Annotated in this window: 21 protein-coding genes and 1 pseudogene; 14 read left to right on the forward strand and 8 right to left on the reverse strand. The window is 42.0% G+C overall.

Annotated features, from left to right (window positions below; genetic code table 11):
* Positions 1–34: 34 nt before the first annotated feature.
* Positions 35–1,381, reverse strand: a complete 1,347-nt coding sequence (locus H7F25_RS02250) for an alanine/glycine:cation symporter family protein (RefSeq protein ID WP_185854180.1) — start codon at positions 1,379–1,381, stop codon at positions 35–37.
* Positions 1,382–1,554: 173 nt separating this feature from the next.
* Here H7F25_RS02250 and H7F25_RS02255 point away from each other — a divergent pair, with 173 nt between their 5' ends.
* Genes H7F25_RS02255 through H7F25_RS02265 form a run of 3 tightly spaced genes read left to right on the forward strand, consistent with a single transcriptional unit; the run spans position 1,555 to position 3,215 of the window.
* Positions 1,555–2,025, forward strand: coding sequence for a low molecular weight protein-tyrosine-phosphatase (locus H7F25_RS02255; RefSeq protein ID WP_024425850.1), 471 nt, complete (start codon positions 1,555–1,557; stop codon positions 2,023–2,025).
* A gap of 20 nt (positions 2,026–2,045) precedes the next feature.
* Entirely contained in the window at positions 2,046–2,369 is a 324-nt protein-coding gene (locus H7F25_RS02260; RefSeq protein WP_041106306.1) for a YtxH domain-containing protein, read from the forward strand.
* A 27-nt stretch (positions 2,370–2,396) separates the two neighbouring features.
* A complete protein-coding gene (locus H7F25_RS02265; protein WP_024425272.1) occupies positions 2,397–3,215 on the forward strand; it encodes a YihY/virulence factor BrkB family protein in 819 nt (272 codons plus the stop codon).
* Positions 3,216–3,422: 207 nt separating this feature from the next.
* On the opposite strand, the gene H7F25_RS02270 is transcribed toward H7F25_RS02265, so the two are convergent.
* Together H7F25_RS02270 and H7F25_RS02275 are read right to left on the reverse strand one after the other, a co-directional pair.
* Positions 3,423–3,929, reverse strand: coding sequence for a GNAT family N-acetyltransferase (locus tag H7F25_RS02270; RefSeq protein WP_073204300.1), 507 nt, complete (start codon positions 3,927–3,929; stop codon positions 3,423–3,425).
* Between the two features lie 16 nt (positions 3,930–3,945).
* Positions 3,946–5,110 (reverse strand): annotated as a pseudogene (locus H7F25_RS02275) (MFS transporter).
* A 75-nt stretch (positions 5,111–5,185) separates the two neighbouring features.
* Between H7F25_RS02275 and H7F25_RS02280 the strand changes: the two are divergent.
* The 3 genes from H7F25_RS02280 (at position 5,186) to H7F25_RS02290 (ending at position 7,546) form a co-directional block, all read left to right on the forward strand.
* On the forward strand, positions 5,186–5,563 hold the full coding sequence (locus H7F25_RS02280; protein WP_103132805.1) for an OsmC family protein: 378 nt from the start codon (positions 5,186–5,188) through the stop codon (positions 5,561–5,563).
* A gap of 65 nt (positions 5,564–5,628) precedes the next feature.
* Positions 5,629–6,696, forward strand: a complete 1,068-nt coding sequence (gene cax / locus H7F25_RS02285) for a calcium/proton exchanger (protein WP_103132806.1) — start codon at positions 5,629–5,631, stop codon at positions 6,694–6,696.
* 67 nt (positions 6,697–6,763) lie between these two features.
* Positions 6,764–7,546, forward strand: a complete 783-nt coding sequence (locus H7F25_RS02290; RefSeq protein ID WP_087977868.1) for a YfkD famly protein — start codon at positions 6,764–6,766, stop codon at positions 7,544–7,546.
* A gap of 356 nt (positions 7,547–7,902) precedes the next feature.
* Here the strand turns inward: H7F25_RS02290 and H7F25_RS02295 are convergent, their stop codons facing one another.
* The 3 genes from H7F25_RS02295 to yfkAB all read right to left on the reverse strand — a co-directional run bounded on the left by H7F25_RS02295 (position 7,903) and on the right by yfkAB (position 10,809).
* Positions 7,903–8,622, reverse strand: a complete 720-nt coding sequence (locus H7F25_RS02295) for a YebC/PmpR family DNA-binding transcriptional regulator (protein ID WP_024425262.1) — start codon at positions 8,620–8,622, stop codon at positions 7,903–7,905.
* 221 nt (positions 8,623–8,843) lie between these two features.
* The gene (locus H7F25_RS02300; RefSeq protein ID WP_041116197.1) at positions 8,844–9,680 is read right to left on the reverse strand and encodes a mechanosensitive ion channel family protein; all 837 of its coding nucleotides are present in this window, start codon (positions 9,678–9,680) and stop codon (positions 8,844–8,846) included.
* A 7-nt stretch (positions 9,681–9,687) separates the two neighbouring features.
* Entirely contained in the window at positions 9,688–10,809 is a 1,122-nt protein-coding gene (gene yfkAB / locus H7F25_RS02305; RefSeq protein WP_024425260.1) for a radical SAM/CxCxxxxC motif protein YfkAB, read from the reverse strand.
* Between the two features lie 146 nt (positions 10,810–10,955).
* Here yfkAB and H7F25_RS02310 point away from each other — a divergent pair, with 146 nt between their 5' ends.
* Positions 10,956–11,147, forward strand: coding sequence for an SE1561 family protein (locus H7F25_RS02310; protein ID WP_012009274.1), 192 nt, complete (start codon positions 10,956–10,958; stop codon positions 11,145–11,147).
* 101 nt (positions 11,148–11,248) lie between these two features.
* A complete protein-coding gene (gene pdaA, locus H7F25_RS02315; RefSeq protein WP_024425259.1) occupies positions 11,249–12,040 on the forward strand; it encodes a delta-lactam-biosynthetic de-N-acetylase in 792 nt (263 codons plus the stop codon).
* Positions 12,041–12,132: 92 nt separating this feature from the next.
* Here pdaA and corA read toward each other — a convergent pair whose 3' ends face one another.
* Positions 12,133–13,092 carry a magnesium/cobalt transporter CorA gene (gene corA / locus H7F25_RS02320; protein WP_025093503.1) on the reverse strand — a complete coding sequence of 320 codons (960 nt, stop codon included), beginning with the start codon at positions 13,090–13,092 and terminating at the stop codon, positions 12,133–12,135.
* 134 nt (positions 13,093–13,226) lie between these two features.
* On the reverse strand, positions 13,227–13,736 hold the full coding sequence (locus tag H7F25_RS02325) for a hypothetical protein (RefSeq protein WP_024425256.1): 510 nt from the start codon (positions 13,734–13,736) through the stop codon (positions 13,227–13,229).
* A 434-nt stretch (positions 13,737–14,170) separates the two neighbouring features.
* On the opposite strand from H7F25_RS02325, the gene H7F25_RS02330 reads away from it, so the two are divergent.
* The 6 genes from H7F25_RS02330 to H7F25_RS02355 all read left to right on the forward strand — a co-directional run bounded on the left by H7F25_RS02330 (position 14,171) and on the right by H7F25_RS02355 (position 19,833).
* Complete coding sequence (locus H7F25_RS02330; protein ID WP_122631774.1) at positions 14,171–15,040, forward strand: DNA-3-methyladenine glycosylase family protein; 870 nt, start codon at positions 14,171–14,173, stop codon at positions 15,038–15,040.
* A gap of 102 nt (positions 15,041–15,142) precedes the next feature.
* Positions 15,143–16,528 carry a 23S rRNA (uracil(1939)-C(5))-methyltransferase RlmD gene (rlmD, locus tag H7F25_RS02335; protein ID WP_172880518.1) on the forward strand — a complete coding sequence of 462 codons (1,386 nt, stop codon included), beginning with the start codon at positions 15,143–15,145 and terminating at the stop codon, positions 16,526–16,528.
* A 136-nt stretch (positions 16,529–16,664) separates the two neighbouring features.
* The gene (locus tag H7F25_RS02340) at positions 16,665–17,075 is read left to right on the forward strand and encodes a DUF6508 domain-containing protein (RefSeq protein ID WP_044334677.1); all 411 of its coding nucleotides are present in this window, start codon (positions 16,665–16,667) and stop codon (positions 17,073–17,075) included.
* A gap of 39 nt (positions 17,076–17,114) precedes the next feature.
* A complete protein-coding gene (locus H7F25_RS02345; RefSeq protein ID WP_044334679.1) occupies positions 17,115–17,630 on the forward strand; it encodes a hypothetical protein in 516 nt (171 codons plus the stop codon).
* Between the two features lie 161 nt (positions 17,631–17,791).
* Positions 17,792–18,619, forward strand: a complete 828-nt coding sequence (locus tag H7F25_RS02350) for a MerR family transcriptional regulator (RefSeq protein ID WP_122632140.1) — start codon at positions 17,792–17,794, stop codon at positions 18,617–18,619.
* Positions 18,620–18,645: 26 nt separating this feature from the next.
* Positions 18,646–19,833, forward strand: coding sequence for an MFS transporter (locus H7F25_RS02355; protein WP_185854181.1), 1,188 nt, complete (start codon positions 18,646–18,648; stop codon positions 19,831–19,833).
* Positions 19,834–20,052 lie beyond the last annotated feature (219 nt).

Genomic DNA, 20,052 nt, shown 5'->3' on the forward strand with positions numbered 1-20,052 from the left:
ATTTTAACAGAAAAGCAAAAGAATAAAAGGGCTATTAAGACGACACCGAGATGTTTTTCTCCTGCTTGATCTTATCAATGATTCGTTTAGATTCAAACACGACAACTCCTGACAAACCGATGAGGCCGATTAAGTTAGGAACAGCCATCAGTCCGTTTAGCATATCCGCTACGCCCCAGACGAAATCATTCTTAAACACGGCACCGAAAAAGACAGCAATAACAAACACAACACGATAATACATCACATATGAATCTTTCGCCAAATATGTAAAGCATTTTTCGCCATAATAGGACCAGCCAATAATGGTGGAATAGGCGAATAAAAGTAAGCCGATTGCCACAATGATTGAGCCGATTGGACCAAGGAAATGAGCAAAGGATAACGAGGTGAGTGCATCACTTTTTTCTGTGACGTACATATCGGCCATGACAATTGTGATCCCTGTAATGGAACAAACAATCATCGTATCAATAAAGACTTGCGTCATTGACACAAGCGCTTGACGAGCAGGCATATCTGTTTTTGCAGCAGCAGCAGCGATTGGTGCAGAACCGAGACCTGCTTCATTGGAAAATACCCCTCTCGCCACACCCCAGCGGATTACGGTTCCGATCGCACCGCCTGCAACGGCTTGGCCTGTAAATGCATCCGTAAAAATGAGCCCGACGGCACTTGGGACAAGATCCGCATTCATGACAAGAATGATCAGTCCGCAAATGACGTAGAATAAAGCCATGACCGGTACAAAAATAGCCGTCACACGGCCAATGCTTTTAATCCCGCCTAAAATCACGAGGGCAGTAAAGACTGTAATGATAATGCCGGTGATCCATGTTGGAATCTGAAAGGTTGAATTCATGACACCAGAAATAGAATTTGACTGCACGAGATTCCCAATCCCAAATGCAGCCGTGGCGCCAAAAATAGCAAACAGCACCCCTAGCCATTTTTGCTTCAAGCCATGCTCCAAATAGTACATCGGCCCGCCGGACATTTCCCCTTTTTCATTTTTGACACGGTATTTCACTGCGAGAACAGCTTCAGCATATTTAGTCGCCATTCCAAAGAACGCTGCAAACCACATCCAAAACACAGCGCCTGGTCCGCCGGCAATGACAGCAGAGGCGACCCCTACAATATTTCCCGTTCCAACCGTTGCAGCAAGGGCTGTCATTAATGCTTGGAAGTGAGAAATATCACCTTCTGATGTCTTATCTTGCTTTGAAAATGCCAGCTTAAGCGAATAGGGGAGCAGCCTAATTTGAATGAAGAGCACGCGAAAGGTAAGGTAAATCCCTGTCCCCACGATCAAAAACAAAAGCGGCGGTCCCCATAATACATCATTGATACTGCTGACAATCTGTTCTACCCATCCCATATGTATCCCCCTTTATTTGTTTATTTCTCCTAAAGTGTCACCTTTTTTTGTATAATGTGTCAATGCCGATGGGAGTTTTTCTTGCAAAGTTTTCAAAAGAAAAAGGGCTTGATATGATAGAGAAAAGGTTTTCGAAAGCAGTTCTTAGGGAAAAGATAGGAGGAGAATGAAGGATGATTCATGTATTATTCGTATGTCTTGGCAATATTTGCAGGTCACCGATGGCAGAGGCCATGTTTAGAAAACGAGTAGAAGATGAGGGGCTAAGCGAGCACTTTGTCATTGATTCAGCAGGCATTGGCGGCTGGCATCAAGGCAGTCCTCCGCATGAAGGAACACGAAAGCTGCTTGATGAAAAAGGGATCAGCTATGAAGGGATGTCCGCAAGACAAATCATAGATGAGGACATCACAGCATACGACTATATCATTGCGATGGATGCTGAAAATGTAGGGGCACTTCGCAGTATAGCCGGCTATGGGAAACATCACTTTATTGGCCGTCTTCTTGACTTTGTTGAAGACGACGATCGAGATGATGTGCCAGACCCTTATTACACTGGAAACTTTGAGGAAGTACATGATTTAATTGAAACAGGAATTGATCGTTTTTTGACGTATGTAAAAAAAGAGAAACACCTTTAACTGAAAGGAGATCAGACGAGATGGAAGAAAAAAATCAAATCATGCTTCGAGGAGCTGTGATAGGAGCAGCTTGCGGCGCACTGCTGACATTATTTCATCGGCCAACGAGAATCGCGCTCAAAGACAAATGGGATGACTGTCAGGAAAAGCTGGCGGAATACCGTCAGGAGCCAGCCAGAATTTCTGCTTGTATGAAAGAAAAAATGGAAGAAACGAAGCAGCTGATGCGAACAGTCTCAGATGATTTGTCATTTTTAAATGAACAAGTCAATCAGTTAAAGGAAACAACCCCAAAAGTATTAGAGATTATTGAAGAAACAAAGGATCACTTTCGATCGAAATAGAAAGATTGATCATTGGAGATGAGGCGTATGGGTTTTATTAAAGCGTTAATTGAACGCTTTTTGCTGCATGAAGGACCGGCAAAATCTGCTGAGCTTGCTTACTTCTTTTTGCTTTCATTATTTCCGTTTCTCATCTTCGTGCTGACACTCGTTGGATATTTGCCGCTGACGTCGAAGGATGTCCTAAGCGTCATCTCTGGTTATGCGCCAGAAGGAGCGCTTTCGATGATTGAATCCATTGCCGAAGAGACACTGAACAGCCGTAACGGCGGATTGCTGTCATTCGGGATTATTGCCGCCCTTTGGTCTGCATCTAACGGGATTAATGCCGTCGTCAGAGCATTTAACCATGCTTACGAAGTTGAGGAAAATCGTTCCTTCATTCTCGTACGTTTAACATCAATCATCTTAACCATAGCAATGGTTCTCACGATTATTTTTGCCTTAATGCTGCCTGTCTTTGGAAAAGAACTTGGCTTATTTCTCGCTGAATTAGTCGGGCAGTCAGATGCCTTTCTCACCATTTGGACGGCCATGAGGTGGATCATTAGCCCGCTGATTTTATTGATTGTGTTTACAGCCTTGTATTATTTCGCCCCAAACATTAGACTGAAATTGAAATTTGTTCTGCCAGGCGCCATTTTTGCCTCAATTGGATGGATTTTGGTGAGTATGCTGTTCTCATTTTACGTAGGCGAGTTTGCGAATTACAGTGCGATGTACGGAAGTATTGGGGGAATCATTATTTTAATGATCTGGTTCTATTTAACCGGTATCATGATTATCCTTGGCGGCGAGCTCAATGCGCTTTTACATAAGCGTAAAATCGTACCAGGCAAGGTGTGAAGAAATCCGGGCATCCTAAAGAAGAACGAACATGTTCAATCTTGATGGATGGGGGAATCACATATGTCCAAACAATCGAAAAAAGGCGGAAGCAACACGAAACAAAACAAAGGCCATCAGCCAAAGCACAAAACAAGCGGCAGTGCAAACGGGCAAAATGGTTATCATTAAATGAAAAAACTCCTCTGCATAGGTGCAGGGGAGTTTTTATTTCGACAATCGTATATATCGTTTAAGGATAAAAGCTGTATCTGATTTTGACTGGTAGTGAGGATCATGCTGAAACCCTGCGTTTATCGCTACACGTTCACTTCTGACATGGCCAGCAGGACAAAAAATTTCAAATCCATCGACTTTAGGAGCAAAGGTTTCTGTCATAGATTTGACGATGGTTGTCACAATGCCCTGTCCTTGCGCGTCTTCATCAATCCAATAACCGATATTGCCTAATTGTTGATTAATTGTCAGACGGAATACACCGATTAATTGCTCGTTCAGCTGAATGCCAGCTTCCAACCCTTTTTGTTCATTGTAGATGGTTTGAGTTGATTGAATAAACGTTTTGACAGCTTCTACGCTTTGGCATTGATGAACCCAAGGCAGCCACTCCCCTAAATGGGCCTTATTCTTTTGAATAAGGCTAAATAGTGAGTCCGCATCATCTAATTGTAGAGATGCCAAAGTCAATTCATTTGTGATGTGATATGTAAACAACGATTGATCCCCCATTTTAGTGACTTTCCAGCACTGCCTGCGTTCTCCCAAATCGAACGCAGCAAAACACAAATAATATCACGATGCTGACAAGGTAAAGTAAATTCATTCCTTCAAACGTTTGCACAAAGAATCCTCCGAGTACCGGCCCGAGAATACTGCCTGCACTAAACGCCATTCCGCACATCAAATTCCCGGCTGGAAGCAGATGCTTTGGCAATAAGTCGGTCATATAACTGATGCCAAGTGAGAAGGTAGAGCCTACAGCCATTCCGGCAATAAAGAAACAGATGGCTACAGCCAAAACGGATTGAATGAAAATCCCTGCCAAAAGGAAAAAGAATGATCCAGCGAGTGTCACACATAAAATGATGCGGCGCCTGCCAAACCGGTCACTGAGCATCCCAAGAGGAAGCTGAAAGACAATGCTCCCTATGGCAAATGCAGGTAAAATAAATGCAACCGCATCTACTGTCACACCGCTTCTGAGTGCATACACAGGGAAGTTACTATTAAGCGTCGTTTCTAAAAAGCCATAGCAAAATGGCATCATAAAGGCGACCCAGCCAAATTGAAAGGCCTTTTTAAAGCGCTTTAAACTGTTTGTCTGCTCTGACGTTTGCACTTCGCCTGTATCTGGATATGTATTTTTTAAAACAAACACAAGCAGCCAAATACATAAACTAACGGCACCAGAAACAATAAAAGGCAAGGCTGGATTGATCTCAATGAGCGGCGTTAAAAAAGGGGCCGGCGGCAAAACCGAGTCCAAATGATAATCCATACAATGAAATATTTCGTCCGCGATTTCTTGATGATGAAGCATAGGTCACCCACGTCTGTGTAGAGAAATGCAGCATATGGTCACCAATCCCGATCATGAGCCGAAGGAAGAACCAGACGACATAAGATTCAAAAAACACAAAGCTAAATAAGCTTAAAAAGACAGCGGCGCCTCCAATGACGATTAATGGCTTAAATCCAAACCGGCGAAGCGGTGCTTCCATAAAAGGAGACGCAAGCAGCACACCGAGATATAAGCCTGTGGCATGCAGTCCGTTTAACGTAGGAGAAGTACCGGCATGTTCAAAGATAATGGAAATGACAGGAAGTAATGCCCCTTGTGAAAAACCAGATACGGATACAAGTAAAATTAAAATCATAAAGTGAATTCTCGACATAAGATGCTCCTTACAAGTTCATGCTTTCATCGTACAATGGAACCATAGGGGTTTCAATAGAAAGGTGGAAAAGGAATGACGCTGACATACAAAAAGGATCATTGGATCGCACATATTGAGGACAGGCAGCTGCCTATTTCAGGAAAAGAAGAAACGGGGTTCCGCCCATCTCAATTGTTCACCTCAGCCATTGCAGGCTGCTTTGGAGAAATGCTTATTCATGTATGCCGTAAAAAGCGAATATCCTATGAAGGGCTGACGATCACACCTGAAACGACAAGGGCAGGAGCTGTAAACAAAATTTCCTGCATTCATTTACATATCTTATTTGAAGACATCAAGACATCTGATGAACAAATCGATAAAGTGATCACCCTTGCATTGAAGCATTGCTCTATGGTGCAGTCAGTGAAAGGAAGTATTGATATCACCTTCTCACTCGCGCGAATCTAAAATGTATATGATGCCGGCACTCACGAAAGAATAACAGTCAGACATATGTAAAGGAGAATGGCTGTATGAATCGTTTGTTTCTTGTAATTGTCGCAATCGGTGTTCCGCTATCGGTGATTGGCAGTTTTCTTCATTTCCCGCAGGTCATCATGTTTGCCGTTTATTGTATCGCCATTATTGGTCTTGCTAGTTTTATGGGAAGAGCCACAGAAAGTCTTGCCATCATTGCGGGACCTAGAATTGGCGGACTTTTAAACGCCACATTCGGAAATGCAGTGGAATTAATCATATCGTTTTTTGCCTTAAAGCAAGGACTGACGGCCATCGTACTTGCTTCATTAACAGGGTCGGTCATCGGAAATTTACTGCTTGTGGCTGGGCTGTCTTTTTTCGTTGGTGGATTAAAATATAAGCGCCAAGTGTTCAATGTCCATGATGCAAGGCACAACTCCGGATTGCTCATGTTTGCCATCATTGTAGCGTTTGTCGTTCCAGAAGTGTTTTCGGTGGAGATGGCAGAGAATAAACAGTTTGTTTTAAGCATTGGGATCAGCATTGTCATGATTTTGCTTTATGTTGCGGCGCTTTATTTCAAACTGGTCAGCCACCGCGGTGTCTATGTTGCCAAGCAGGAGAGCGTGGAAGGTGAAGTAGAGACAGAAGAAGAAACACCTGAATGGTCTGGGAAGTTTGCCACCGTGATTTTGCTGCTTTCGACGATTGCAGTTGCGTACATTTCAGAGCGCCTTGTTCATACATTTGATACGGTAGGAGAACAGTTTGGCTGGAGTGAGCTGTTTATCGGTGTCATTATTGTAGCCATTGTCGGTAACGCAGCAGAACATGCCTCGGCTGTCATCATGGCATATAAAAACAAAATGGATGTGGCAGTGGAAATTGCCTTTGGCTCCACACTTCAGGTTGCCATGATGGTCGCGCCAATCCTTGTCATCAGCTCGTTATTTTTCGACAAGCAGATGCCGCTCATTTTCTCTTTGCCAGAACTCATTGCGATGGCATCCTCTGTGCTGCTCACGGTCATTTTATCAAATGATGGTGATACAAACTGGTTTGAAGGCGCCACATTACTCGCTGCCTATTTTATTATGGCGATTGGATTTTTCCTTTTATAATCTTTTGTGGATAAGGGACGTCTTTGCGGAAAATACTATGGAAAAATGAATGAGAAAGAGTGATGATATGAAAAAGATGCCCCGCATCATGTTTGTTGTTCTCTTATCCTTAAGTTTTCTATACAGCTTTCCAGCGGAGGCGGCAAAGCCATTTAAAGTGCCATCCTCTGTCGCCAGTATCTCGAAGGAGAATACGTATCCGAACGCGTCACAGGATCAGCCGCTGCTCCAGCCGAGCGAGCTGACTGCTGAATTGTTCAAAACAACAAGTGTACCGATTGAGAATACTCATTTGATTAAAATGCTGAATGAATCCAGCATTTCAGGAACGCCATTAGCTGTTGGATACCGTGCGACCATTTTCCTTGGGAGATGGGCGCTGAGCTACGATTCAAATGAAACGGTCGCCAACTGGGAATACAAAAAAGTGAATACGAACCACATTGATAACAGAGGCGGCAACAAAACAGCCATTGGCAAATACGTTCAAAAGCAGCAAGTAAAAGTAAGCGGCGGCCTCACCGCAAAAGTGCCGAACCCAGAAGATGTGAAAACATTGATGATGCAAAAAGCGATTCAAAAAACAAAGCTGCCCCTCGCTTTTGATACTGTGATTGGTGCAGGAACAAAACGAGATCAGTCATACCACGTCTCACCGAAAAAAGCTGCAGCGCTACATGCCTATGCACCAGCGATTAACGAAAAAGGAAAGGTCACATACGGAGAAGTGTACCTTGTGCTAAAAGGAAATAAACGAAAACTCGTCGTGAAAAACGTAACCTCACAAGGAATCGGCGCTTGGATACCTGTTCAGGATCACTTGACGTTTGGGTTTCAAGGGATGAATTAAAACAGTCATCTCCTCTTATCAATAGAGGAGATGACTGTTTTTTTCTAAGAGGTTTTCTCTTTTTTTCTTTTTAGTTCATTCTTGTAAAAGTCAAAGGCGTTATATAAATACCAAATGATAAAAAGAAAGAAGATAACTTTAGTCAATATCGGTAAGTTGTTGAAAATAAGACATAGGCCAAAATAAGGGATGATCATAAATCCATAATAAGAAAACCACCATGTTTTAAAAATGAAACTCATCTCCTTGAAAATTGTATATATTAACATATTATACATATATTACATTTTTTGAGAAAATAAAAAAAGCCATAGTAGAAGTTGAATGAACTCAACGACTACTATGGCTTAAGTTTTTTATTCCCCTAAATCCACATTATGATAAACCTGCTGCACGTCTTCAAGCTCTTCTAATACATCGATCAGCTTTTCAAATTGTGCTTTCGATTCATCATCTAATGTCACTTCGTTTTGAGGGAGCATTGTGATTTCAGCGACAGTGAATTCTTCTACGCCGGCTTGTTTGAATGCTTCTTGTACTTGATGGAATTGATCTGGTTCAGCGTACACGATCACCGTTTCATCTTCTTCCATGATGTCACGTACATCAACGTCTGCTTCCATTAAAAGCTCAAGCGTTTCTTCTTCACTTTTTCCTTCGACACCGATGACAGCTGTTTCGTCGAACATGTAGGCAACAGAGCCGCTTACGCCCATGTTTCCACCGTTTTTCCCAAATGCTGCTCGAACATCTGAAGCTGTACGGTTCACGTTATTGGTGAGGGCATCAACGATGACCATTGATCCGTTTGGACCAAATCCTTCGTAGCGCAGCTCATCGAAGTTCTCTTCTGCGCCGCCTTTGGCTTTTTCAATGGCACGGTCCACAATGTGTTTTGGAACACTATATGTTTTTGCACGTTCTAGGACAAAACGAAGTGCTTGGTTTGATTCTGGGTTTGGCTCACCTTGTTTGGCAGCCACATAGATTTCACGCCCAAATTTTGCGTAAATACGACTTGTACTGGCATCCTTTGATGCTTTCTTTTCTTTAATGTTGTTCCACTTACGACCCATCTTATTCACTCTCTTTCACTTAGAAAATACACAGTATGAGGGTCCCCATGCTGCATGAAATCATTCTGCTATCTATTATACATGAATCAGTCAAGGGGATAGAAGTAAGAGGGCTGAAATGAAAAGAATTGTTAGCGAATGTTTAATTGTTCCAAGTTTCTTGCAAGCCCGAGTCAGCCCGGTAACTTGTATATAAAAAAATAACCCCATCATAAATGAGGTTATTTTGCCGGCTGAGGGTAAGCGAGATCCTCAAGCAATTTGACATCATGCTGATGAAGTTGTTTGATCATTTCTTTTCGCACAGCGAGGGCGGCTTCGAAGTATTTTTCGTCTTCGACCATTCCCTTTACTGTGATTTCAATCCCGCGATTCAGCTTATTCAAGCCCATAATTCCATGAACCTGAAAGGGTTCAATGGCGTTTTGGAATTCATCTTTTTTAAGAAAATCATGATGCATTTGATTTAAATTGTCACATGCTGATTCAAGTGCTTGGAAGGCGATATCTGGGTTTTGATTCGCGCTAATTAACACAGATTCCGTAATCCGCATGTAGTGCATGTTATAGTTTTGGATTTGACGGATATCCCCGTTAGAAATGGTTAACAGCTTGCCGCTCCATTCTCTAATTTGCAGAGAGCGGAGACCAATCTCTTCAATGGTTCCATTAAAGAGGTTATTCACCGTCACATAATCCCCTTTATGAATCTGACGTTCATAGATAAGAAAAACGCCTGCTAAAATATCACGAATCAGTGTCTGTGCGCCAAAACCGATGACGATCCCAGCAACACCAGCACCCGCAAGAATTTTCCCAAAGTCATGAAAGAAAAGAGAAATGACATAGAGCACAAAGCAAATCGACGCGGTGTACTGCGTGACCGATTTCACCAAGCTCTCGATCGTTTTCTTCTTCTTGTCCTCTATAAACTCAGTTCGTTTAAAGAAAATTTGAAGGGCTTTGTTAATCATAAAGACGGCAAGCCAAAGAATGAGTCCAACAAGGAGAATTTCAATGTATTTGTTTTTGACCACTGTCAGAAATGTATCGTCCATCTATCGGTTACCCCCTGGCTGTACGAGAAGTAAAATCAACATCTTGATAATAGCTGTTTTTCACTAAAACATTCGGACCGAGGCACTGCACGCTTGGGCAATGACAATTCAGTTCTTTTGCTAATTTTGTATTCATCCAGCGTGTATAGGCTGATTGCAATGTATCAGTTGCAATGTTTCCAAGCGGCGGAGTATCGCCAAAGTCTGTCACAATAATATTCCCATCAAAAATATTCACATTCAACCGTGAGCGTCCATCAGGGTCATTTCGTACCGTGACATTTTTCTCCTGACGCAATCGGTTAAGGAGACGCTGGTCTTCTTCATCTGGGCTGCATGAATAAAATGGCAGGGTACCAAACAGCATCCATGTGTTTTGATCACGAATATCAAGCAGCTGATGAATCGCATCCCGCATTTGCGGAAGCGTCAAAGATTCAAGGGCGCTGGCGAAATCACTTGGGTACATCGGGTGAACTTCGTGGCGCTGGCATTTCATTTCCTCGACGATTTGCCGGTGGATGTGTTCGATATATGGAAGCGTGCGCTTATTCAGCATGGTTTCAGCGGATACGGTTACGCCCGCTTTGACAAGTGCCTGACTATTTTCAATCATACGGTTAAATAATTTCTCGCGCTGCTCAAAGGTTGGTTTTCGATCCATCATGGCAAAACCGACCGTTGCAAACTCTTCGACGGTGCCCCAGTTATGTGAAATGTGAAGGACATCTAAGTATGGAATAATTTCTTCATACCGCGCCAAATCAAGGGTTAAATTTGAATTGATCTGTGTACGGACGCCGCGTTCATGGGCATACTTTAATAAAGGGACGACATATTCCCGTACAGATTTAAGAGAAAGCATGGGCTCTCCGCCTGTAATACTAAGTGAGCGCAAAAGCGGAACTTCATCTAAACGGCGAAGTAACAAATCAATCGGCAGCGCATTCGGATCCTTAGGCTGTAAGGTATAGCCGACCGCACAATGCTCGCATCTCATGTTACACAGCGTTGTTGTCGTAAATTCAATATTTGTCAGCTTCATTTCTCCGTAATCCTGCACATCGAGATAGGCTTCCCAGGGGTCGTATGCAGGTGTGATCGGACGAAGTGCTGTTTTTTGGTTCATGGTATCTATCTCCTTTTCATTCGGGCAAACGTAGACCCGCCAACAGTTAATTTTAAGCCTCATCACGGTTATACGCAAGGGGGACACAATTGATTTGCAAGGGAAAAAAAGATAAGCTATAAACAAATGCTAAAGGGAGTGTATCGATGGGCAAGGCAGCAGACAGCAAAGAGCAGCAGGTTGATTATTTAAAGAACCGATTAGATATGTTTATGAATGTGATTGATTCATTAGATCCCGAATCAACAGACGTTGAGGATATAGACAGACTGATCCAGATGATTGACGACCTGGAAGCGAAATATGAACGGTTTAAAAACGATTGGAAGGAAGAATAGCTCGCGTGATGCGGGCTTTTTTCTTTAAATTGGCAGGTGAATCGGTGTATGAGTCTCGGTCTTATTCTGCACAATAGAAGAAAAACCGGGAAGTGACGTAAATGAAAAAATACATGCTGATCTGTTTATGTGCGCTTTTTGTTTCCATGCCTCTCTCAGAAGCGGAAGCCGTGTCTAATAAGCCCATCCACTGGGGATTTGCGAAAAGTAAAGAGCACAGGCCGCCGGATGCGGGCAAAGAATTGACGGCACTGTTAAAAAAGTATGATGCGTTCTATTTAGGCAACACGAAAAAGAAAGAGATTTATTTTACCTTCGACAATGGCTATGAAAATGGGTACACACCCAAGATCTTAGACGTGCTGAAAAAACATCAAGTACCAGGCACCTTTTTTGTGACAGGTCACTTTGTAAAGGACCAGCCCGGGCTTGTCAAACGTATGGCAGAAGAAGGTCATATCATTGGCAACCATTCCTATCATCATCCAGATTTAACAACAAAGAGCACGAAAGAAATCAAAGAAGAACTGGACCGTGTCAATGAAGCTGTGTACAAAATCACAGGAAAACAAGATAACCTCTATCTTCGTCCGCCGCGCGGTGTGTTCAGTGAACGGGTATTAAAAGAAACAAAACAGCTCGGCTACCAAACCGTTTTCTGGTCAGTGGCGTTTGTGGACTGGCATATCCATCATCAAAAAGGAAAACAGTATGCTTACGATCAAATGATGAAGCAGGCGCACCCAGGCGCCATTTACTTACTTCATACCGTCTCAAGAGACAATGCCGAAGCGCTGGATGATGCCATCACCGCTCTGAAAAAACAAGGATATTCCTTTAAAAGCCTAGACGATCTCATGCTTGAAAAAGTATGGCATCTGCCACAGCTATAGAAAGAAGCCTGCAGAAGACCTGCAGGCTTTTTGATTATCCCTCTCTATTTTTACGATAAAAAAGAGAGTGATGATTTGAAAAAGAGTCAACACTATTTAAAAATCCTGAACCACCCTTTATGTTTAAACCACAAAAGCATCCCCGAGACGAGGAGACCCATGAATATCAGCACGCCAAAATAGCCGTATTTCCAGTGTAATTCAGGCATGTTGTCAAAGTTCATTCCGTACACCCCAACAATAAAGGTCAGTGGAATAAAAATGGTCGACACAATGGTCAATGTCATCATGATCGCATTCATCCGGTTGGAATTCAGCGTCTGATAGCTGTCTCGTAAATCGGCTGTCATATCACGGTTTGACTCAACAATTTCGGTTAGTTTTAATAGATGATCATAAATATCATTAAAATACGCCTGGCGGTTTGTATCGCTTTTCATCATATTTGTGTTCACAATACGATATAAAAGGTCCCTCATCGGGATAATCGTTCTTCGCAGTTTAAGTAAATCTGAGCGAATCCCGAATACTTCGTTCATCAACGTGCCATACGTTTTATGCCCTTCTTCATCCTCAATTTCATTCAGCCTGTCTTCAATTTGATAAATAATAGGGAAATAATCATCAACAAGCTGATCAATCAGCATGTAGGCTATATGCTCAGGTCCGCTGTTTCTCGCTTTATCAGACCCTTTGAGCTTTCGAATCACACGTTCAACGTACGGTGCTTCCTTCAAATGAAAGGTCACGATATAGTTTTCACCAACAAACAGATCGACTTCCTCAGAACGAAGCGTTTTTTGATTAAGGGCATGCAGCACGAAAAACAAATACCCTTCATAAAAATCAAGTTTTGGACGCTGTAAATAATGAAAACAATCTTCAATTGCAAGCGGATGGAAATGAAAATATTCCTTCAAAAGCGCCGCTTCCTTCTCCGTTGGCGCATGAAAATCAATCCAATACCAGGCGATATCGGGGCTTGAAAGCTGCTGCAATGTTGCATGTTCAATCAAGTCGCCGTTTTTTGTCACTGCAAGTTTTCTCAGCATGTGCACCCCTCCAGACTTGCATTATATCATGAAGCAGCACCGGTGAACTTATACGTTTTCTTCATAAAAAAAAGCCGATCTCATTTTTGAGATCGGTTCAATGTGCGTGTATGATTGATGGATAAAACCGAGAATTAAGGACGACGGAAGTTGACGAAACCACCATTACGGTCGAACCAGCCTCTAAATGCCCAGTTGATGTAGCCGCCGTCACCTTTGTTTGTGAAAGATCCATTTTCGAATACCCAGACTCCGTACGTAATACTTCCGTATTTCACAGTAGCAAACGTTTTGACGCCGTTGAAACGAGTCTCATAACCTTGGCTTAAGTTAAATACCATGACATTGTATTTTGCGCCAGCAGCATAGAAAGCAGACTCCATTAATCCTTTGACAAAGCCTTCACGGTTTGTGTTAGCATTTGCAGCATTGATTAATGCATTTGCAATACCAAGTACATCAAAGTTAATATTAACGTTTCCTGCAGTTGTAGATGCTTTACCTTCAGCAGCTTTGTTTAAGACAGTTTGCTGAAGTGTAGTAGAAACAGGTGCTGAAGTTTTTGGCTCAGCAGCGTCAGCGAATACTGGCAGTGTCGAAGAAACAGCAGTGGCAAGGGCAACAGAAAGAATTGTTTTTTTCATTGGTCGGATCTCCTTTGTTTTTAAATTTTGGGTCTTCTTTTTTGTAAAATGTGAAACTAAGTGAAGCCGGTCATCAATGAGGTAAATATGTTCCTGCAAGATAAAACAAATGATTGCCTAATCCGCTAATTTCTTTGTTCACCTCCTTGATATGTCATAATTATACAAATTTTTTTGGAATGGAAGATATCACCCAGAGGTTCTATTTCTAATTTAAGGAAAATGAGCCTAAAATGTTGTAGGAGGCTGTCGAATTTTAGCTGAATTCGACTAAAAACTTTCATCTATCCAAAAGGAGAATGACCACAAATAAGGAAGATATAACTGATAAATTCTTGTACTCTTTATGTTTAAAAGTATTCAATCTAGAGAATCATTCATGCAAAATGAAACAATCACATCTGCGTATGTTTGCAGAAAGGAAGAGGACATGTATGTGGGAAAAACAGCTTGCGGTAGAGCCGCCGTATCATTTCGATCAAGTGCTTAGACGCTTATCAAGTGATCCATTAAAAGCAGTCGATTTGAGTCAAAGAGAAATCAAAGTGCCGATCAGATTAGAGCAAAAACCGTACGTGGTCATCGTTCAAGCTACTGGAACAAAGGATGCGCCTATGTTCCGGGTGCGGGCAAACGGCCCAGAGGAACCCCTTCTTTCTGAGGTGAAACGGATATTTGGCATGGAGCATCAATTACACATGATTCAAGACCATTTTTCTCAAACCAATCTAGCGCCCATTTTTGAGCAGCATATCGGAACGCCGCTCATGCTGGATTTTCATTTATATCATTGTTTAATGAAATGTATCATTCATCAGCAGCTTAATCTTTCGTTTGCTTACGAGCTCACGAAACGATTTGTTCATACGTACGGCGAGCAAATAGAAGGTGTATGGTTTGATCCTTTACCAGAAACCATTGCCTCTCTTGAGACAGATGATTTGAGAAAGCTTCAATTTAGTCAGCGAAAAGCAGAATATGTCATCGATGTATCGAAACGAATTGTGAGCGGCTCACTTTGTTTAGAGGAATTACACGATTTATCTGATTTGGAGGTGGAAGAGCGATTGCTTCCGATTAGAGGGATCGGACCTTGGACGGTTCAAAATGTGCTCATGAATGGGCTTGGAAGACCAAATCTCTTTCCGATGGCAGATATCGGCATTCAAAATGCAATCAAACGGCACTTCGACCTGCCTGAAAAACCGACAAAAGAAGAGATGTCAGCGCTAAGCAAGGAATGGACCCCATATTTAAGCTACGCTTCTTTATATTTATGGAGAAGCATTGAGACAGATAAATAAATGAAAGGCATTTTCTCTCTTTGTCTAAGACGTGTTATACTAATGAGATGGAATAAAATGAAGACAACCTATTAAGGGTTCAAATAGAACGGAGAGAATAAAGTGAAAGAAAAACAGCAAGGTGCCCTTTTGCAAAAGGGACAGCAGTTCCCGCTTACCATTAAACGCCTTGGCATTAATGGTGAAGGGGTCGGTTATTTTAAAAAGCAAGTGGTCTTTGTCCCAGGTGCACTTCCAGGTGAGGAAGTGGTCGTTGAAGCAACGAATGTCCAAGCAAAATATGCAGAAGGTACAGTAAGGAAAGTGCGTAAGCGCTCCGAGCATCGAGTCAAACCGCCATGCCCAGTATACGAACAGTGCGGCGGCTGTCAGCTTCAGCATTTGGCGTATGAGCAGCAGCTAAATGAAAAGCGTGATATTGTCATTCAATCAATGGAGCGCCATACAGAGCTAGCGGTTGAAAAGCTTGATATTCGGCCAACGATCGGTATGGAAGATCCGTGGCATTACCGAAACAAAAGTCAGTTCCAAGTAGGACGTTCTCACAGCGGAGACATCATTGCAGGACTTTATGGACTAAATTCCCATAAGCTTGTACCGATCAAGGAATGTATCGTGCAGCATCCAAAAACGAACAAAACAACAGGCGTTGTCCGCAAAATTTTAGAGAAATTCGGCGTGTCGGTCTACAATGAACGGACAAGAAAAGGCGACGTACGCTCGATTGTCGTGCGTGTCGGCTTTGAAACAGGTGAAGTACAAGTCGTTCTTGTCACATCAAAACCTGAATTTCCAAAGAAAAAAGAAATCGCAGAAGCCATTCAAAAACGACTGCCTGAAGTGACGTCTATCATGCACAATATCAATGGTGAAAAAACGTCGGTTATCTTCGGCCATAAAACATCTCACCTAGCTGGCAATATGGTCATTCAAGAATTTTTAGGAGACGTCTCCTTTGAATTGAGTGCTCGTGCTTTCTTCCAATTGAATCCAAAGCAGACGCTAAAGCTTTACGATGAAGCGAAAAAAGCGGCCAAATTGACAGGTAAAGAAAAGGTTGTCGATGCGTATTGCGGTGTTGGGACCATTGGGATGTGGCTTTCAGAAGGCGCCAAAGAAGTACGAGGAATGGATGTCATCAAAGAATCGATTGATGATGCCAAGAAAAATGCCAAAAAACACGGCATGAAAAACGCGACCTATGTAACAGGAACAGCTGAACATTGGCTGCCAAAATGGGTCAAAGAAGGCTTCCGTCCTGACGTCATCGTCGTCGACCCGCCAAGAACAGGCTGCGAGCGCACCTTCTTAGACACCGTCAAACAAGTCAAACCAAAACGCTTTGTCTACGTCTCTTGCAACCCATCCACACTAGCAAAAGACCTTCAATACATGTCAAAAGACTACAAAATCGAATACATGCAGCCAGTTGATATGTTTCCGCATACGGCGCATGTAGAGACCGTTGTATCAATGGTAAGAGTGTAAAAAAGTGAAGTGAATAAAACTGTCCGTGATTTGAATACTGGTGTCTAGCTGGTAGGATAATCACGGATTTTTTTATATACTGATCCGTAGGTGTCGATCAGAGTAAACCATATGAATGAGGTAGAGGAGGATGGAAATGAGTCAATTCGAGATTCTAACAAAATACATACCGATGCTCCGCGAGGACCATATCGGAGAATGGGTGATCGACCAAGAAAATGATGGAACAGCTGAACGCCCAATCCAGATGCCTTTTGTGCATTATTCTGAAACGGTCCAACGCTTTATCGAAGATGTCTATATCTTTGCGGAACAACATCAAGAGCTGGAGCTTATCCGCTACAGAGAAATCCTCAAAGAAAATGGCATTGAAGGTGGATTGAACGATATCGAGAATGTGGACCTCTCACATTTAAATGCGCAATGTATACTTGCCTTCATCATGGGAGTGGTGAGTGCTGAGCGGTTTTGCGATGGTGCCATATTGGGTTCTTTTAAAAGTGGAGACATGTTAAAGTATCTTGAAAGATTGGATTGTTTGGAGTAAGAGCGGTGAGCGGTTTATTTCAATTTTTGGAGTGATCATATGAAAAATAAAACAAATGTAGCCGATACTTTTCCTCCTATGAAAATAGAAGAAATTGATCAAATATTATTATATGATCTTGATGCAATAAAAATTGAAAAAGAAGATGAACGTATAAAATTCATCTTACAAGATCCCTATTGTCCTGATAAAAGTCATATTCACAGTGTGTATGTCATTTATAAGAAGTCTATACTCGATTTACTTGAAGGTAGGATTCGTTCTATTCATAGTCATGAATTCATTAATGCTAATAAAAAGGATCGAACGATTTCTAAAGAAGATATTGAGTATGTATTAGAGATGGCCACAGTTGTGGTTCTTGCAAGTGAAAATAGTGGAGTTCTGACAAATTATTTTTATAGTGGAGTCGGTGAAAGGTTAGATCGTATTTTTAATATATGCTTAGGTTATTCTACAGACTTACAAAAAGAGAATAAATTAAGTTTGGAACGATTTATGAATGATATGAAGATTGTTGAGCAGATGGGATTGTTAGAAAAAATTTTAGGATAAGAGGCAAAGCCTAGATTTTAGAGAAATCTAGGCTTTTTGCGCTTTTGAAAAATTTATTCAACTTCATCAAATGATTATGCAAATGAAATTCTTCTGTTGACTTTCCCCTTTACTGAAAGGTTTATACTTTGATCAGATCAACAAATCGGAGGAGATGCAGGATGTTTAAAATCGGTGATTTTTCTATGTTAAGTAAGGTCCCTGTCAAAACCTTAAGGTATTATGACCAAATAGATTTATTAAAGCCTAAGCAGATCGATCAAGAATCCGGATACCGGTATTACTCAGCTGAACAGCTGCTTGAGGTCAATCGGATTTTTCTGTACAAGGAATTAGGTTTTACGTTAAAGCAAATGGGTCAGCTTCTTCGTGAAGATATTTCTGTCGAGCAGATTCAGGGCATGTTTCTCTTGAAAGAGAGTGAGATTCAGCAATTGATCGAGAGAGAACAACAGAAATTAGCGCGTATTAAGGAGCGGATGCACCTCATCAAACGAGAGGGGTGTGTTGAAAAAGCGCAGGAGGTCATCATCAAATCGGTTGAAAGCAAATGTATCATGTCTTTTCAATCCCATGGAACTGTTGACGAAATCCCAACATTCTTTCAAACGTTTCATCATTTGTTACATAAACATCCGCAAGAATTGAACTCTGAGCCACAAATCGTGCTGTGGAGGGAATCACTTGCTAAAGAAAGTGAGTTCGAATTTGAGGTTGGGTATTCCGCGAAAGCGTTAAGGGGCTCTCTTCCTCAGGGAATTACGATGCGCACGTTACCAGCTGAAGAAACCATGGCGACGCTCTTATTTCATTCAGATTCTCCATTTGCGCAATCTGCTTGTGTTGACCTGGCGACATGGATCGAACATAACGGATACCGCGTGAAAGAAGATCAGCCGGGCAGAGAGATTTATTACCCATTGGCTGAAAATGAAGAAGGAAGACTCATTGAAATTCAAATTCCTATAAAAAATGAAGTCAAATCGTAAACAATGCCCAAAGGAGAAAAGCCACGATGAAAAATAAAGCCGTTGTCTATTTACTTGCATTAGCAGCCTTTTTAATTGGAACGATCGAATATATCATTACAGGCATTATTCAAATGGTCGCAGATGATTTACAGGTCACGACATCTGCTGCTGGTTTATTGGTCACATCATTAGCGCTCTCAGCAGCAATCGGCGCGCCGATTGTCATTGCACTGACCATCAATATCGACCGCAGAAAAATATTATCATGGATGCTGATCATTTTTACTTTAAGTAATATCATCACAAGTGTCAGCCATTCGTTTGAAATGGTGCTGATGACTAGGGTTTTACAAGGAATTAGTGGGGGGACGGCCATTGTGGTGGCAATGGCAGTGGCCACTCGTCTTGTCGAACGAGAAAAAAGAGGAACAGCCATTGGCATCATCTTAATGGGATTAAGCAGTTCCTTAGTTTTAGGTGTGCCAATCGGGACATTTCTAAGCAGCATGATTGGATGGAAAGCATTATTTGCAGCCATTGGATTGATCACGCTCATTCCGCTGATAGTTGTGTATAGGCGCATCCCTTCTATGAAAGAACAAGAACCGGTGACGCTAGGTATGCAATTATCGATATTAAAAGATAAGCGAATTTTGCTTGCAGTGGCAGTTACACTCTTTTATGTAGGCGGATATTCCACTTTATTTACCTATTTAACGCCATTCCTGCAAGAATCAGCAAACCTTAGCATCACAAAAATCAGTGGCATTTTATTACTAGCGGGAATATGCAGCTTTTTGGGCTCTAGTCTTGGAGGGGTTGCAGCAGATAAAAAAGGCCCAACATTCACGATTTTCTCCGGAATTATTCTACAAATCATCATGCTGATGTTGCTGGCATTTGTGTCAGGGAATCTCGTGGTCATGGTGGCGGTGATCATGATATGGATGATTGCTACATGGAGCACATCGCCAGCTCAGCAGCTGTATCTCGTCACACTTGTACCCAAATCTCCTGATATCGCATTAAGTGTCAATACATCGTTTATTCAATTCGGATTTGCTTTAGGCTCGGGGTTAGGAGGGCTTGTATTGAGCAGGACATCTATACTGCACCTGAGCTGGATCAGCGCTGGAACGGTTCTTCTTGCTTTACTCATGACCATCTTGATGGTGGCGTTTGACCGAATCTCTCAGCAGAAGAGTTTGAAGGTAATGGAGCAAGGAAGGTAACATGAACGATTTCACTAGTGAACATACAAATTTAGTTTTGTATTGTGGGAACTACTTCTTTCGGGTAGTTCCTTGGCCCATTTTGTGGGCTTTTTTTTATAAAAATTCTTATCTCTGCACTTCTGCTTTATTACTTCTGTAAATACCTGATCTCCTTGTCATACTTTTGAATGAAATTGACTCAATAGAATTGACGCAAGAACCATGAATAGGTGAAGA

Origin of the sequence: Bacillus sp. PAMC28571, assembly GCF_014250435.1 — a bacterium.
GTDB lineage: Bacteria > Bacillota > Bacilli > Bacillales > Bacillaceae > Bacillus > Bacillus safensis.

What these genes read in the sequence shown, in the direction of transcription:
- H7F25_RS02345 (WP_044334679.1), top strand. Translation starts at nt 17,115, where the DNA reads ATGAAAAATAAAACAAATGTAGCCGATACTTTTCCTCCTATGAAAATA.
- H7F25_RS02300 (WP_041116197.1), bottom strand. Translation starts at nt 9,680, where the DNA reads ATGGACGATACATTTCTGACAGTGGTCAAAAACAAATACATTGAAATT.
- H7F25_RS02250 (WP_185854180.1), bottom strand. Translation starts at nt 1,381, where the DNA reads ATGGGATGGGTAGAACAGATTGTCAGCAGTATCAATGATGTATTATGG.
- cax (WP_103132806.1), top strand. Translation starts at nt 5,629, where the DNA reads ATGAATCGTTTGTTTCTTGTAATTGTCGCAATCGGTGTTCCGCTATCG.
- pdaA (WP_024425259.1), top strand. Translation starts at nt 11,249, where the DNA reads ATGAAAAAATACATGCTGATCTGTTTATGTGCGCTTTTTGTTTCCATG.
- H7F25_RS02310 (WP_012009274.1), top strand. Translation starts at nt 10,956, where the DNA reads ATGGGCAAGGCAGCAGACAGCAAAGAGCAGCAGGTTGATTATTTAAAG.
- H7F25_RS02260 (WP_041106306.1), top strand. Translation starts at nt 2,046, where the DNA reads ATGGAAGAAAAAAATCAAATCATGCTTCGAGGAGCTGTGATAGGAGCA.
- H7F25_RS02265 (WP_024425272.1), top strand. Translation starts at nt 2,397, where the DNA reads ATGGGTTTTATTAAAGCGTTAATTGAACGCTTTTTGCTGCATGAAGGA.
- H7F25_RS02340 (WP_044334677.1), top strand. Translation starts at nt 16,665, where the DNA reads ATGAGTCAATTCGAGATTCTAACAAAATACATACCGATGCTCCGCGAG.
- H7F25_RS02330 (WP_122631774.1), top strand. Translation starts at nt 14,171, where the DNA reads ATGTGGGAAAAACAGCTTGCGGTAGAGCCGCCGTATCATTTCGATCAA.
- H7F25_RS02290 (WP_087977868.1), top strand. Translation starts at nt 6,764, where the DNA reads ATGAAAAAGATGCCCCGCATCATGTTTGTTGTTCTCTTATCCTTAAGT.
- H7F25_RS02280 (WP_103132805.1), top strand. Translation starts at nt 5,186, where the DNA reads ATGACGCTGACATACAAAAAGGATCATTGGATCGCACATATTGAGGAC.
- H7F25_RS02255 (WP_024425850.1), top strand. Translation starts at nt 1,555, where the DNA reads ATGATTCATGTATTATTCGTATGTCTTGGCAATATTTGCAGGTCACCG.
- corA (WP_025093503.1), bottom strand. Translation starts at nt 13,092, where the DNA reads ATGCTGAGAAAACTTGCAGTGACAAAAAACGGCGACTTGATTGAACAT.
- yfkAB (WP_024425260.1), bottom strand. Translation starts at nt 10,809, where the DNA reads ATGAACCAAAAAACAGCACTTCGTCCGATCACACCTGCATACGACCCC.
- H7F25_RS02325 (WP_024425256.1), bottom strand. Translation starts at nt 13,736, where the DNA reads ATGAAAAAAACAATTCTTTCTGTTGCCCTTGCCACTGCTGTTTCTTCG.
- H7F25_RS02350 (WP_122632140.1), top strand. Translation starts at nt 17,792, where the DNA reads ATGTTTAAAATCGGTGATTTTTCTATGTTAAGTAAGGTCCCTGTCAAA.
- H7F25_RS02355 (WP_185854181.1), top strand. Translation starts at nt 18,646, where the DNA reads ATGAAAAATAAAGCCGTTGTCTATTTACTTGCATTAGCAGCCTTTTTA.
- H7F25_RS02295 (WP_024425262.1), bottom strand. Translation starts at nt 8,622, where the DNA reads ATGGGTCGTAAGTGGAACAACATTAAAGAAAAGAAAGCATCAAAGGAT.